The organism is Achromobacter sp. FW305-C-30-7 (genome assembly GCF_058783105.1).
The window spans coordinates 666,252-679,634 of record NZ_JBYSYI010000001.1 but is presented as its reverse complement, the minus strand read 5'-3'; the positions used below and the strand labels follow the sequence as shown (position 1 = coordinate 679,634).

Sequence of the window (13,383 nt, the reverse complement as noted above, 5' to 3'; positions counted from 1 at the left end):
GAAAGTGCCAGCGTTGAATCGGCATGCTACCGACGAAAGCGCTCAATCGTGAGTCCCTCGAGGTCGATTTCAGGCTTGCGACCGCACACCAGATCCGCGACGACTCGGGAGGTTCCGCAAGCCTGGGTCCAGCCGTTCGAGCCATGGCCGCTATTGAGAAACAGCCCGTCCCAACCAGAGATTCCGAGTATGGGGGGACCATCCGGTGTCATGGGGCGCAGGCCCGCCCAAAACGTGGCGTTCGCGTAGTCGATTCCATTTGGGAACAGGCTACGCACCGCTCGGACCAGCACATCCTTGCGGCCTGCCTTCAATGACAAGTCGTGGCCAACCAGTTCGGCCATGCCCGCCGCGCGGATTCTGTTGCCCAGTCGGGAAATCATTACCTTATTGTGTTCATCCATGACCGACATATTGGGCGCTTGATCAGCATGGGTCACCCGCGCGGTAATGGAATAGCCCTTGAGCGGATAGATGGGAAGCTTGATCCCCAGCGGCGCAAGCAATGCCGGAGCCTGGTTGCCCAAGGCGACAACCGTGGCATCGGCCTTCAGTACGCCGCCTGAGGACTCGGCGCCCACCACCCGACCGCCCTCATGCAGCAATCGCCGCACATCGGTGTCGAAGCGGAACTTCACGCCTGCACGCTGAAGCCAGGCGGTCAATGCCTGGCAGAAAATGTGGCTATCGCCGGAGGCATCGGACGGCAAATGAAGGCCGCCCGCGATCTTGGCGGTGGCGTCTCGCAAGGCTGGCTCGATCGCCAGCGCATCGCGTCCGTTCAACACGCCGTGGGGAATGCCGAATTCCTTCAATGCGCTGGCGGCAATATTGCCGTACTGGCACTCCGCTTCGGTCTGGAATAGCTGCAACACGCCGCCCGCATGAAAATCGAACGCTATCTGCGTTTCGGCCATAAGCTGTTTCAGACAAGCGAGGCTATAGTGGGCCACGCGCTGCATGCGCAGTTTGTTGACGCGAAATCGCGGCGCATTGCATTCCATCAGCCATCGCCTGGTCCAACGTAGCCTTTCAAATTCCGGCCAAAGCGAAAAGCGCACCGGAGCATCGGCCTTCAACGCCATCTTCAATACCTTGATCGGCATTCCCGGCGCGGCCCATGGCGCTGCAAAGCTCGGACACAAACCACCCGCATTGCCGAAGCTTGTTTCCATTCCTGCCGCCGAGTGGCGCTCTATGACTTCGACTTCGTGGCCTTCGCGGCAGAGATAGTAGGCCGTTGCGGCACCGACTACGCCGGATCCGAGGATGAGAACTTTCATGGGCGTGGTTGTCTGGGTCTATCGTGATATCTGGGGCGTAGTCGGAAGGCGAAAACCGGCGGCGTCGCGCCTGACCGGATTCAAGAATAAAGGGTGCCGAAGTGAAATTTATTTCATTGTTCTGACGCCAATCCGCGCGAATGGAAAGAAAATTCACCGGCGGTGTTGTTAGCATTAATGGCGCGTTGAATATCCGCAATCGGTCCGGATCCTCGAAATGCGCGAGCCCTGGGCCAGAACCTCGTCAAATCATGACTGAACAGATTCGCCGCTTCCCCTCGCTCTCACACTGGGGCGCCTTCACCGCGGTCACACAAGGCGGCCGGCTGATCGATTGCGAGCCGTTCGCCCATGACAGCGCGCCCTCGGGCATCCTGCAATCGATGCCTGCCATGGTCCACTCGCCGCTACGGGTGAATCGGCCAGCTATCCGGAAGGGATGGCTGCGCGATCGGCACTTGTGCGACGGGAGCGAGCGCGGACGTGACGACTACGTCGAGGTCAGTTGGGACGAAGCCCTTGCAGCGGTCCATTCGGAACTCCAGCGCGTGAGGACGGAGCATGGCAGCGAGGCCATCTTTGGTGGCTCATATGGCTGGTCATCGGCGGGCCGCTTGCACCATGCACGCACCCAGACGCACCGGTTCTTGAATGCCGGCGGCGGCTTTACGAATCAGGCGGGGAACTACAGCTGGGGCACTGCACAGTTCCTGCTGCCCCATGTGATCGGCACCTATACGCCGGTGACCGGCCGTGTGACAGACTGGAACAGTGTCACGAGCCATACGCGGCTATTGATCGCATTCGGCGGCATGCCGTTACGCAACACTCAGATCACGTCAGGCGGCGCCGGCGACCATCCCGTGCCCGGGCAGCTCGAACGGGCGGTGGCGGCGGGCATGGAGCTCGTGGTCATCAGCCCAACCAGGGGGGATGTTCCTGCCGGCGTGCGCGCGCGCTGGATTCCCATTCGTCCCAACACGGACGCCGCCCTGATGCTGGCAATGATGCAGGCGCTGATCGCCGATGGCATCCAGGACGAGGAGTTCCTCCAGCTCCATTGCGTTGGATTTCCGGCCTTGCGCGACTATCTCGAAGGCAAGACAGACGGAACCCCCAAGACGCCCGAATGGGCCCAGGCGATCTGCGATGTCCCGGCCGAGACGATCCGCGCGCTCGCGCGCCAGGCACGCAACGTTCGCACCATGCTGACTTGCGCATGGTCATTGCAACGCGCTCATCGCGGCGAACAGCCGTACTGGGCAAGCATTGCGCTTGCCGCTGCGTTGGGGCATATCGGGCTGCCCGGCGGGGGCTTTGCATTTGGACATGCCTCCATGAATGGAGCCGGAAACCCGCGCATGGAGATTGCGGGGCCCGCCATGGAATCGGGGCGCAATCCGACCGGCTCGGTGATTCCTGTTGCCCGGGTCACCGACATGCTGCTGCATCCTGGCCAGCGCTACGAATTCAATGGGCGCGAAGGTACTTATCCGGACATCAAGATGGTGTACTGGGCCGGCGGCAATCCCTTCCATCATCAGCAAGACCTGAATCGATTCAGCCGCGCATGGAGCCGGCCGCAAACGATAGTTGCTCACGAGATTTGGTGGACGCCCATGGCGCGCCGCTCGGACATCGTGCTGCCGGCGACCACCACGCTGGAAAGAAATGACATCGGCGGATCGACCCGGGATCGCCACGTATTCGCCATGCACCAGGCCCTGGCGCCGATCGGCTCCAGCCGCAATGACTTCGACATATACCGGGAACTGGCCGCGCTGGGCGGCTATGAACATGGTTTTACCGAAGGCCGTGGCGAGATGGAGTGGGTGCGGCATATCTACGAAGCCATGGCTAAGGAATGGCGCGACAGTGGCTATATGGCCCCTGAGTTCGACGCTTTCTGGAGCCGGGGCTTCGTGGACATACCCGAGCCTGAAAGACCATTTGTGCTGTTCGAAGAGTTCCGTCGCGATCCCCAGGGAAACCCGCTGCGTACGCCGTCGGGTCGCATCGAGCTGTATTCCAAGAAAATCGCCGGATTCGGTTATGCCGACTGTCCGCCCCACCCCTGCTGGCTGACGCCGGACGAGTGGCTTGGATCACCCAAGGCAGCCCGGTGGCCGCTGCACCTGCTCACCCCGCAGCCCGCTGGCAAGCTCCATTCCCAAATGGATGGCGGCAAGACATCGGTGGATCTCAAGATTAATGGCCGGGAAGCGCTGCGCATCTCGCCGTCGGATGCGCAAGCGCGGCGCATCGGCCAACATGATCTCGTCAAGGTCTACAACGACCGCGGCGCGTGCCTTGCAACCGCGGTTATCGACGCCGACCTCAAGCCTGGCGTGGTGGCCCTGCCTACGGGAGCATGGTTTGACGCTGCCGACGCGAATCTGGAGATACACGGCAACCCCAACGTGCTGACCATCGACGTGGGCACTTCCCGCTTAACTCAGGGAAGCAGCGCCCAGTCCGCGCTGGTCGAGGTGATGCGTTGGGAAGAAGCTGCGCCTTTGGTCCGGGCTCTGGAGATACCGGCAATCGTCAAATCGGATCGCGCCGCATAACCATCTGGTCCAAGGCCGGACGCGCCGTTGCCGCGGCGCTCAGAGCGCCCCTCGATGGGGCGCTCTGGTTCATGGAAAATAGCCTCAGTCCGCGGTGATATTGGCCTGCTTGATGATGGCGCTGTATTTGTCCGTTTCGGCCTGGATGTACTGCGTGAAGTCCGCGCTGTTCCTGTAGGAGCTTTCAAAGCCGAGGTTATCGAGTTGCTCCTTCATGCTGGCGGACGTCATGACTTTCTGCGTGGCGACTTCCAACTTCTTGAGTATCGGCTCCGGCAACTTGGCTGGCGCCCACAAGCCGTACCAGGAATAAAACTCGAAACTCTTCAGCCCGGCTTCGCGCATCGTCGGAACGTCCGGAAGCAAGGGGCTGCGCTTGTCGCCAGTTACGGCCAACGCACGTATCTTGCCTGACTTGACCATGGGCAGCGAGGAGAGCATCGGATCGGCCAGCGCGTGAACCTGCCCGCCGATCAAATCGGTCAAGGCGGGACCGCCGCCTTTATAGAGGACGATCGGAATCTTCAGATCGGAAAGCCCGCCTTCATATGCGAACTGCGCAATGGCGAGGTGCCCCGCCGAGCCAAAGCCCGTGGTTGCAAAATTGTATTTATTGGGAGCAGCCTTCACCACGCCGACGAATTCCTGCACGGTCTTCGCAGGGACATCGTTGTTCACGCTGAATATCAATGCGCCCTGGGCGAGACCGCTGATGGGAGTGAAGTCCTTCACTGCGTCGAAGGTCATCTTCTTCCCATAAAGCAACGGGTTGATGTTGTGGATCGAGGCATTCAGGTACAGCGTATAGCCATCTGCCGCTGAACGCGCGACCACGCCTGCACCCACCATCCCGGACGCCCCCGCCCTGTTGTCGATGATGACCGATTGCTTCAGTTCCTCGCCTAGCTTCACGGCAAATATGCGGGCGAGGCCGTCGACAGAACCGCCAGGAGGATGAGGCACCACGATGGTAATCGGGCGGCTGGGATAGGAGGCTTCCGGCTTCGATTGCGCCTGTACCGAACCCAGCACGGCCAAGCCACCGACAACGGCCGCAATACCTTTCATGCAATAGCGGCGAGAACTAAATGGGGTATTACGCATGACGAACGATCTCATTGAAAATGGTTGGGCAACGAGTACCGCTCCCCTCCCCGGACCCGCAATCCATGAAGGAGGGGGGTGTGGAAAGCGGGGATGATCGTAGGCGAATCAGTAGGTGCCTGGATAGGCGGCACCGTCTATTAAGATATTCTGTCCGCATATATAGCCGGATTGGGCCGCACAGATGTATGCGCAAAGCGCGCCCAATTCCTCGGGCTCACCGTAGCGTCCAGCAGGATTGTTCGATCCGCGCTCCGTCCACAACTGTTCAAAACTCTTGCCGCCTGGCTCCAGCATTCCTTCTATGTGATGCCGCTGCGCATCAGTGGCGAAGACGCCTGGAAGCAAATTGTTGATGGTGACGTTGTGCCGCACCGTCTGGCGGGCCAGGCCCGCAACAAAACCCACCAGGCAGGAGCGCGCACCGTTGGAAAGCCCGAGTTCAAGCTGCGGCGTTTTGACGCTGCGAGAAACGATATTCACAATGCGGCCGAAGCGGCGTTCCATCATGCCGTCAACGACCCGCCGGATCATGTCGATCGGCCCGAGGGCCATGGCATCAAGGGCTGCATGCCAATCAGACTGGGTCCACTGGCGAAAGTCACCGGGCGGCGCCCCGTCCGCATTGTTGACCAGGATATCGGGCGCGGGGCACACCGAAAGCGCTGCCATCCGCCCTTCATCCGTGGTGATATTGGCAACCGCATAGCGGACCCGGGTTCCCGTGGCCGCCGTGATTTCATCAGCTGCCTGGGCCAGCGTGCTTTCCGTGCGCGCCGCGATGGTCACGTTGACGCCTTCGCTCGCCAACTGTTGGGCGCAGGCGCGGCCCATTCCCTTGCTGCCGCCGAAAACCAGCGCATGGCGGCCTCGAATTCCCAAATCCATAGCGTTTCCTATTGCAAAGGCGCAGCCCGAGCCATGCCATGAAATGGCCGGAAAGGCGGTCAGTCAGCAGGAAGCCGCAGGGCGGACAATCTTCCGACGCACGTCCTTTCCGGACTGGTCCAGCAACGGATCACGCGGCCTTCAGCTGCAGCGAATTCCAGCCGTACTTCTTGTCGAGGCCCAGCGCCTTGACCGCGCGCAGGCCCTTGAGCAAGGGCTCCCCTTCCAGCGCGCGCAGCGGCTTGCGCAGTTCGCCTGCCGGCAGGCCCACGGCCTTCATCAGCGATTTGATGGCCACGGGATTGATGGCCGAGTACGAGTAGTGCAGCAATTGCAGATTGCGCAAATAGGACTCGCGGAAGCTGAAGCTGACCTCGGGCGACGTCCAGGGCTGGGAAATCTCGGTCAACTCTGCCGGCGCAATATTGCCGGTCATGTTGGCCGTGCCATGGCCGCCCAGGCTCATGGTCGGCACGACCAGGCCCAGGTTGGGCGAATCGCAGCACATCACGGACACGTCGGGCGCGCCATACAGCACCTGCGCAACCTGGCCCACGCGCGTGGTGGATTCCTTGTGGACCACGTAGTTCGGGTGCTTGAAGATGCGCAGCAGCTGGTCCCAGTGCAGGTCGCTCTTGACGCGCGGCGGATTGTTGTAGATGCCCAGCGGCAGGTCGGTGGCGTCGGCGATTTCGAGGAAATAGCTTTCGATGTCCGATTCGGAGGCGCAGATGTAGGCGGGCGCGGCCAGGATGGCGCCATCGGCGCCGTTGGCCTTCGCAAAACGCAGGTAATCCATGGTCGCCTCGGTGTTGTTGCCGGTGCAGCCATAGAAGAGCTTCATCTTGCCAGTCTTCATCTTCGCGGTTTCCACGATGATGTCCTGACGCTCTTTTTGCGACAGCATGGAAACCTCGCCCGTGGATCCCATGATGAGCACGGCGCTGGTGCCGTTGTCTTCCTGGAATTTCAGCAGCTCGCGGAAAGCTTCGTAATCGGGGCTGCCGTCCTTGTTGAACGGGGTAATCAGGGCCACGAAGGACCCGGTGATCTTCATCTTGCTCATGTATATCTCCAATAATGGCCGAGTCAAAAATGGGTGAGGCTCAAGCCGAGCGGGCGACTTCGTTCCGATTATCTTGCTGCTGCGCCTCCTGGCAGGCAACCATCGCAGCCAAACCCTGTTTCAGGTCGGCGATCAGGTCTTCCGGGTCTTCCAGCCCCACATGCATGCGTACAGCCTTGCCCTTGTGAGGCCAGCGATCGCCGTGGTGCTTACCCGGACTGAACGGTATGGCCAGGCTCTCATATCCACCCCAGGACACGCCGATTCCGAAATGATGCAGCGTATCGACAAAGGCGGTCACTGATTCGTCATCGCTTGCGCGCAGGACCACTGTGAATAGGCCGCTCGCCCCTTTGAAATCACGCCTCCAGATGGCGTGACCCGGATGCGACGGCAGCGCTGGATGCACCACGGCCTCGACCTCGGCCTGCTGCTCCAGCCATTGGGCCACGCGGATTCCCGACGCCATATGCTTTTGCAGCCGCACGCCCAAGGTGCGCAGCCCGCGCAGCGCCAGGAAGATATCGTCAGGGCTGGCCGTCTGGCCCATTTCCTGCGTCGTTTCCTTGACCTTGGGCCAGGTGGCCTGGTTGCAGGTCACCACGCCTAGCATGGCATCCGAATGGCCCACGATGTACTTGGTCGCGGCGTGGATGGACACATCGACGCCATGCTCGAAGGCCTTGAAGAACAAGGGCGTGGCCCAGGTATTGTCCATGACGACGAAGGCGCCGTGCGCGTGCGCGACTGCCGCGATGGCAGGAATGTCCTGGATTTCGAGTGTTTCGGAACCCGGCGATTCGACAAATACGACACGTGTATTGGGCCGCATGAGCGATTCAATGCTCTTGCCGCAAGCAGGGTCGTAGACCTGTACGTCGACCCCGAAACGGCTAAGCACGCGATCGAGGAAAGAGCGGGTCGGGGAATAGGCGCTATACGACACCAGGATATGGTCGCCGGCCTTGAGCAATGCGGTGAGCGCCGTGGCAATGGCCGCCAGGCCCGAGGGAAAGACCAACGAGCGGTGGCCGCCTTCCAGGGCAGCCATGGCCTCCTCGAACGCGTGGGTAGTGGCGGTCCCATAGCGGCCATAGGTGGTGGCGCCCGGCTCTTGCGCGGCGCGAGCGCGCTTCATGCCTTCCCATTCCGCCATGCTCCCCGCGAGTATCGTCGATGCCCTGCAGATGGGGGTATTCACCAGGCCACCAAAACGTTCCGGATGCCGGCCTGCGCTGACGAGTTGAGTGCTTTCCCTCATGAACTTCAATCTCCGTGGATGCACGGCCAGCGCTTCCACGGGAAGTCGGTGACCACTGATGACGTGATCAAGTCTATGAGGATAGTGGGTGAAAACTCTTCGATTTTTTACCCCTTTCGGAGGCAAAAAGAGAAAAATAATCACCGCCGAATCCTGACAATCTGACGCAGGCGGACTGGCTATGCCGGGTCAGGCCCGGCACGGAAGAAAGGCCTCAGCTTCGCACTGCGGAGCGCGTGCGTTTCGGCCTGCTTGCGTTGAGCGAGCTCCACCGGCCCGCGCGTTCTTCGATGGTGGTGGGAAAAATCTCCAGGCAAAGCTTGTGCAGCGTACGGACAAACGGATTCGATTTCAGGAACATGGCTTCGCCGAAATAGATGGGAATCCTCGGCGCGTTGGGAAGCGCGATGCAGTTCAGGCGCCGATCCGACTCGTCGATGCACCAGGTGGGCAGCAATGCGAAGCCCAGCCCTTCATCGACGCAACGCTTGACGCTCATGCTGGTCGAGGTAGACACCGCGACCTTGGGCTGCTCGTTGCCGACCGACAAATAGTCCAGTGCAATATTGCGGAGCATCTGGCCGGGTTCATATGTCACCAGCGGCCGTCCAAGCGCCCATTCCGGAACCGCCTTTTCATCGGCTGGCGCGGGCCAGTTCGACGGGAACGCCAGCGCCGGCTGATAGTGGCAGATAACGCGTTGCGGAATCACGGTATCGCCAAAATAGCGCTCGCTCAAGCAGACATCCAGCGAGCCGTTGCGTATCAGTTCCGGCAGCGAAACGTCCTTTTCGTAGCCAACGATCTCGACGTTGGGATACATCCGCCGAAACTTCGTCAGCACCGGCGGCAGCAGGTAGTAGAAGATCGCGTGCGGCATCCCGATACGGATGACTGGCCGCTCCTTATCGATCAGGCTGCCCAGGCGCGTCAGCATGACATCGAATTCCGGCGCCAGCAGCCGGTAAAGGCTGGTGCCGCGCGGCGTGAGCTTGATCGACTTGGCGCCGCGCCCAGCGATCACCAGCTTCTCGCCGACGCGCTGCTCGAGGCGCCGGATGTGATTGGCCACCGACTGGTAGGTGATGTTCAGCCGGCGCGCCGCGGCGGAATAGGTCCCCTCCTGTGCGACGAGGAAAAAAGTCTGCGTGAGAGTAAGGTCCACCTCTTGCATCGCGCCTCCGGCTTGCCGGTTCAAATATAAAATTTCTTGTAGGTTTGGCTCGATGAATTGTATCGCCCCGAGGTGAGGCCGCCTATAACATCGACCTCAGGTTTGGCCTCCGAACCGCGCGGCAGCACCGGCATCCTGGATATGTTCGCCGCGCAAAAGGGAGGGTAAGTTGAGTGAGCCATGGACAAGAAAGATCGGTGCATCCTCGCGTTGCTTCAGACAGATGCGCGCCTCTCGAACAATGAAATCGCGGAACAGGTCCACCTGTCGCCGACCGCGTGCTGGAAGCGGATTCAGCACTTGCAGGCGTCCGGCCTGATTCGCCGCCAGGTTTGCCTGTTGGACAACAATAAGGCGGGGCTGGGCGTGACGGTGTTCGTCTCGATAAAGACGAATCGCCATGACCTCAATTGGCTTGAAAAATTCTCGCTCGGCGTCAAGGATATGCCCGAGGTCATGGAGTTCTATCGGATGACCGGCGACACCGACTACCTTCTCAAGGTGGTGGTGCCCGATATCGCGGGGTTCGACTTCGTCTACAAGAAGCTCATCCAGGTCGCTGAACTGTTTGACGTCAGTTCGAGTTTTGCCATGGAGGAACTCAAGTACACCACGGCGTTGCCGCTGGACCATCTTTGATTCGCAAGCGCGGCAAGCCCCTGCCCTAGGGATTGGCATCCCAAAGCGACGGGTTGGATGTGGAGCGTATTGGAGCGGGTGATGGGAATCGAACCCACGCTTGAGGCTTGGGAAGCCGCCGTTCTACCATTGAACTACACCCGCTCGGGTGTCGTGCCCTCGGCGCAAAGCCGAAGCAGAGGCGGCGATTATAGCGCGCCTTTTTTCATTGCCGGATGCCTGCCGCCGCCGTACTCCGACGGGCCTCGGCCTACACGGATTAAATATGTCCCCAATTTAGTGCATCTGGGCGACAGCGGCGCGCCGGACCTGCCACTACAATCCGGGCTATGAATACGAACACCCCCGAAAACAACCCTGCGACCGCCCCGGCCCCGGCTGCCGCAAGCACCCCCGCGACGCCTGGCGGCGAGGCCGTGCAGGCCGCCGTTTCCCCGACAACCCAGGCGGCGCTGGCCAGTACCGCGCACGCCCCCAACAGCCCCGGCGCGACCCATATCCGCAGCTTCGTGCATCGCCGCGGCCACATCACCCAGGGCCAGCTGGCGGCGCTGGAGCGCCTGATGGGCCAATGGTCCATCCCCTATGCGCCGCGCCGCCTGGATCCCGCCGCCGCTTTCGGCCGGCAGGCGCCGACGGTGCTGGAGATCGGCTTCGGCATGGGCGAAACCACCGAGAAAATCGCGCTGGCGCGTCCGGGCGACAACTTCCTGGGCGTGGAGGTGTTCAACGCCGGCGTCGGCTCGCTGCTGCGCCGCATTGAAGACTCCAGCATCCCGAACCTGCGCATCATCCAGCACGACGCAGTGGAAGTGGTGCGCGACATGATCGCCCCCGATTCGCTGGCCGGCGTGCATATCTATTTCCCCGATCCGTGGCCCAAGAAGCGCCACCACAAGCGCCGCCTGATCCAGCCCGCGTTCATTTCGCTGCTTGCCAGCCGCATCGCGCCGGGCGGCTACATCCATTGCGCCACCGACTGGGAAGACTACGCGGTGCAGATGCTGGAAGTGCTGGGCAACGAGCCGCAGCTTGCCAATACCGCGGACGGCTACGCGCCGCGCCCTGATTACCGCCCTCTCACCAAATTCGAGAACCGCGGCCTGCGCCTGGGCCACGGCGTCTGGGACCTTATCTTCAAGCGAGTCGCCTGATGCTATACCCGCCCATCGAACCCTACCGCCAAGGCACCCTGGACACTGGCGACGGCCACCAGATCTATTGGGAACTCTGCGGCAATCCTCAGGGCAAGCCCGCCGTGTTCCTGCATGGCGGACCCGGCAGTGGCTGCTCGCCCGTGCATCGCCAGCTGTTCGATCCGCAGCGCTATAACGTGCTGCTGTTCGATCAACGCGGCTGCGGCCGTTCGCTGCCCCATGCCAGCCTGGAGAACAACACGACCTGGGATCTGGTGTCCGACATCGAGCGCCTGCGCTCCGAGGTCATGGGCGCGGAAAAATGGCTGGTGTTCGGCGGTTCCTGGGGGTCGACACTGGCGCTGGCCTATGCGGAAACGCACGTGTCCCACGTCAGCGAGCTGGTGCTGCGCGGCATCTTCAGCCTGCGCCGCTCGGAGATCCACTGGTTCTATCAAGAGGGCGCGTCGTGGCTGTTCCCCGACCGCTGGGAAGAGTACCTGGCGCCGATTCCGGAAGATGAGCGCGGCGATCTGGTGGCGGCATATCACAAGCGTCTGACGGGTGATGATCCGGCGGAGCAGTTGCGCGCAGCCAAGGCCTGGAGCAAGTGGGAGGACAGCACCATCACGCTGCTGCCCAGCCCGCGCCATCAGCAAAGCCATGCCGCCGACCGCGCCGCGCTGGCTTTCGCCCGCATCGAGAACCACTACTTCGTGAACCGCGGCTTCATGGAAGAAGGCCAATTGCTCCGCGACGCGCATAAGCTGCGCGGCATACCCGGCACCATCGTGCAGGGCCGCTACGACGTCTGCACGCCGGCGCGCACCGCCTGGGACCTGCACCGCGCCTGGCCCGAGGCCGAATTCCACCTGGTCCCGGACGCGGGCCATGCGTTTGACGAACCCGGCACGTTGGCGCGGCTGATCGCGGCCACCGACGGCTATGCGCGATAACTGAGGAGACCTGCATGCACATCACCCTGAACGGAGACGCACGGGAGTTCCCGCTGGACACGACCGTGAACGAACTGCTGGAGGCCCTGGGCTATGCCGGCAAGCGCGTGGCGGTGGAACGCAACGGCGAAATCGTGCCCAAGAGCCAACATGAGCAGACCGCGTTGACGGACGGCGACCAGATCGAGATCGTCGTGGCCGTGGGCGGCGGCTGACGCCAGCGCCGCACTGAAAAGCTGTACAGACAAGGGCCGCTGCGATAGCGGCCCTTGTCGCATGAAGCCGCGCGCCGGATGCGGTTTAGGCCCGCCGCGGTGCGTTCCCTGCAAACTGACCAGCATTCTTGCGTAGTCTGCCAACAGGCTAGCAACCTGTTACACGTTAACCCCTCGTCGCGCGGGGAATGTGCGAGTCATAATCGTTCCTGCTGGTTTCGTACTCTTGTCTTGCAGTTGTTCTAGCGTTGCACATCGCCCTCATGGGCAGAGGAGGCATCATGAACACCGCAGTCATCATCAACCTGATCATCCAGCTTGTCGCCGGCGCTGCCGGGGGCAATGGCTTGGGAAAGATGCTCCAGCAGTTCAATCTGGGTCCATTGGGCAACACCATCGCGGGCGCCATCGGCGGCCTGGCGGGCGGTTCCTGGCTAGCCCCGATGATCACCGCGGGAGCCGACGCGGTTGCAGCAAGCAATACGGGACTGGATCTTTCCGCGATCGCCAGCAGCGTGGTCGGCGGCGGCGTGGGTGGCGCCGTACTGACCTTGATCGCCGGCATCGTGCGCAAAATGTTCATGGGCCAAAAGCCCTGAAGGCACTGGTTTTCTCACCGCAACATAGATAAAGGAAACACTATGGGTCTGCTCAATTTCATCAAGGACGTTGGAGAAAAGCTCTTCGGCGCCAGCGAGGCCAAGGCCGCGACGGCGGACGAATTGAAGAAAGAGCTGGATAAGCACGGCCTGAATGCCGACGGCTTGCAGATCTCGGTCGATGGCGACAAGGTCACGGTGGCGGGCGAGGCCCTCAGCACGGAAGCGGCAGAGAAGATCACTCTGGCGCTGGGCAACACCGTGGGCGTGGCCCAGGTGGACAACCAACTGAAGGTGAAACAGGCCGCGCCGGAAGCCAAGATGTACACGGTGCAGAAGGGCGACAACCTGTGGAAGATTGCCGAAGCGCAGTATGGCAAGGGCCAGGGCGCCAAGAACAACCTGATCTTCGAAGCCAACAAGCCCATGCTGACCAGCCCCGACAAGATCTACCCGGGCCAGGTGCTGCGCATCCCGCCCCTGTCCTGATCA

General features: G+C 61.6%; 13 protein-coding genes and 1 tRNA gene. 7 read left to right on the top strand and 7 right to left on the bottom strand.

Annotated elements, in window-relative coordinates:
- Positions 1-26 precede the first annotated feature (26 nt).
- Entirely contained in the window at positions 27-1,283 is a 1,257-nt protein-coding gene (locus AC3WOB_RS03240) for a D-amino acid dehydrogenase (protein WP_492274152.1), read from the bottom strand.
- Between the two features lie 251 nt (positions 1,284-1,534).
- On the opposite strand from AC3WOB_RS03240, the gene AC3WOB_RS03235 reads away from it, so the two are divergent.
- Positions 1,535-3,853 carry a molybdopterin-dependent oxidoreductase gene (locus AC3WOB_RS03235; RefSeq protein WP_492274151.1) on the top strand — a complete coding sequence of 773 codons (2,319 nt, stop codon included), beginning with the start codon at positions 1,535-1,537 and terminating at the stop codon, positions 3,851-3,853.
- A gap of 84 nt (positions 3,854-3,937) precedes the next feature.
- Here the strand turns inward: AC3WOB_RS03235 and AC3WOB_RS03230 are convergent, their stop codons facing one another.
- From AC3WOB_RS03230 to AC3WOB_RS03210, 5 genes are all read right to left on the bottom strand, one after another.
- Positions 3,938-4,957, bottom strand: coding sequence for a Bug family tripartite tricarboxylate transporter substrate binding protein (locus AC3WOB_RS03230; protein WP_492274150.1), 1,020 nt, complete (start codon positions 4,955-4,957; stop codon positions 3,938-3,940).
- A 108-nt stretch (positions 4,958-5,065) separates the two neighbouring features.
- On the bottom strand, positions 5,066-5,845 hold the full coding sequence (locus AC3WOB_RS03225) for an SDR family NAD(P)-dependent oxidoreductase (RefSeq protein WP_013396405.1): 780 nt from the start codon (positions 5,843-5,845) through the stop codon (positions 5,066-5,068).
- Between the two features lie 130 nt (positions 5,846-5,975).
- Positions 5,976-6,911 carry a 4-hydroxy-tetrahydrodipicolinate synthase family protein gene (locus tag AC3WOB_RS03220; protein WP_013396406.1) on the bottom strand — a complete coding sequence of 312 codons (936 nt, stop codon included), beginning with the start codon at positions 6,909-6,911 and terminating at the stop codon, positions 5,976-5,978.
- 40 nt (positions 6,912-6,951) lie between these two features.
- Positions 6,952-8,172: a cystathionine beta-lyase gene (gene metC / locus AC3WOB_RS03215; RefSeq protein WP_492274607.1), complete on the bottom strand. Its 1,221-nt coding sequence runs from the start codon at positions 8,170-8,172 to the stop codon at positions 6,952-6,954.
- Between the two features lie 214 nt (positions 8,173-8,386).
- The gene (locus AC3WOB_RS03210; protein ID WP_013396408.1) at positions 8,387-9,346 is read right to left on the bottom strand and encodes a LysR family transcriptional regulator; all 960 of its coding nucleotides are present in this window, start codon (positions 9,344-9,346) and stop codon (positions 8,387-8,389) included.
- Positions 9,347-9,526: 180 nt separating this feature from the next.
- On the opposite strand from AC3WOB_RS03210, the gene AC3WOB_RS03205 reads away from it, so the two are divergent.
- Positions 9,527-9,985: an Lrp/AsnC family transcriptional regulator gene (locus tag AC3WOB_RS03205; protein WP_013396409.1), complete on the top strand. Its 459-nt coding sequence runs from the start codon at positions 9,527-9,529 to the stop codon at positions 9,983-9,985.
- Between the two features lie 70 nt (positions 9,986-10,055).
- On the opposite strand, the gene AC3WOB_RS03200 is transcribed toward AC3WOB_RS03205, so the two are convergent.
- Positions 10,056-10,129 (bottom strand) — tRNA-Gly (locus AC3WOB_RS03200).
- Positions 10,130-10,314: 185 nt separating this feature from the next.
- Here AC3WOB_RS03200 and trmB point away from each other — a divergent pair.
- The 5 genes from trmB (at position 10,315) to lysM (ending at position 13,380) form a co-directional block, all read left to right on the top strand.
- The gene (gene trmB / locus AC3WOB_RS03195; protein WP_492274149.1) at positions 10,315-11,139 is read left to right on the top strand and encodes a tRNA (guanosine(46)-N7)-methyltransferase TrmB; all 825 of its coding nucleotides are present in this window, start codon (positions 10,315-10,317) and stop codon (positions 11,137-11,139) included.
- The gene (gene pip / locus AC3WOB_RS03190; protein ID WP_492274148.1) at positions 11,139-12,077 is read left to right on the top strand and encodes a prolyl aminopeptidase; all 939 of its coding nucleotides are present in this window, start codon (positions 11,139-11,141) and stop codon (positions 12,075-12,077) included. The genes trmB and pip overlap by 1 nt, the downstream gene beginning before the upstream one ends.
- Before the next feature lie 14 nt (positions 12,078-12,091).
- Complete coding sequence (gene thiS / locus AC3WOB_RS03185) at positions 12,092-12,292, top strand: sulfur carrier protein ThiS (protein WP_013396412.1); 201 nt, start codon at positions 12,092-12,094, stop codon at positions 12,290-12,292.
- Positions 12,293-12,573: 281 nt separating this feature from the next.
- Entirely contained in the window at positions 12,574-12,891 is a 318-nt protein-coding gene (locus AC3WOB_RS03180) for a hypothetical protein (protein WP_013396413.1), read from the top strand.
- A gap of 42 nt (positions 12,892-12,933) precedes the next feature.
- Entirely contained in the window at positions 12,934-13,380 is a 447-nt protein-coding gene (gene lysM / locus AC3WOB_RS03175) for a peptidoglycan-binding protein LysM (RefSeq protein ID WP_013396414.1), read from the top strand.
- Positions 13,381-13,383 lie beyond the last annotated feature (3 nt).

Bases quoted from the DNA above. Each gene is read 5' to 3' on its own strand.
- lysM (WP_013396414.1), top strand. From the start codon at position 12,934: ATGGGTCTGCTCAATTTCATCAAGGACGTTGGAGAAAAGCTCTTCGGC.
- AC3WOB_RS03225 (WP_013396405.1), bottom strand. From the start codon at position 5,845: ATGGATTTGGGAATTCGAGGCCGCCATGCGCTGGTTTTCGGCGGCAGC.
- trmB (WP_492274149.1), top strand. From the start codon at position 10,315: ATGAATACGAACACCCCCGAAAACAACCCTGCGACCGCCCCGGCCCCG.
- metC (WP_492274607.1), bottom strand. From the start codon at position 8,172: ATGAGGGAAAGCACTCAACTCGTCAGCGCAGGCCGGCATCCGGAACGT.
- AC3WOB_RS03235 (WP_492274151.1), top strand. From the start codon at position 1,535: ATGACTGAACAGATTCGCCGCTTCCCCTCGCTCTCACACTGGGGCGCC.
- AC3WOB_RS03220 (WP_013396406.1), bottom strand. From the start codon at position 6,911: ATGAGCAAGATGAAGATCACCGGGTCCTTCGTGGCCCTGATTACCCCG.
- AC3WOB_RS03240 (WP_492274152.1), bottom strand. From the start codon at position 1,283: ATGAAAGTTCTCATCCTCGGATCCGGCGTAGTCGGTGCCGCAACGGCC.
- AC3WOB_RS03205 (WP_013396409.1), top strand. From the start codon at position 9,527: ATGGACAAGAAAGATCGGTGCATCCTCGCGTTGCTTCAGACAGATGCG.
- AC3WOB_RS03230 (WP_492274150.1), bottom strand. From the start codon at position 4,957: ATGCGTAATACCCCATTTAGTTCTCGCCGCTATTGCATGAAAGGTATT.
- AC3WOB_RS03210 (WP_013396408.1), bottom strand. From the start codon at position 9,346: ATGCAAGAGGTGGACCTTACTCTCACGCAGACTTTTTTCCTCGTCGCA.
- AC3WOB_RS03180 (WP_013396413.1), top strand. From the start codon at position 12,574: ATGAACACCGCAGTCATCATCAACCTGATCATCCAGCTTGTCGCCGGC.
- pip (WP_492274148.1), top strand. From the start codon at position 11,139: ATGCTATACCCGCCCATCGAACCCTACCGCCAAGGCACCCTGGACACT.
- thiS (WP_013396412.1), top strand. From the start codon at position 12,092: ATGCACATCACCCTGAACGGAGACGCACGGGAGTTCCCGCTGGACACG.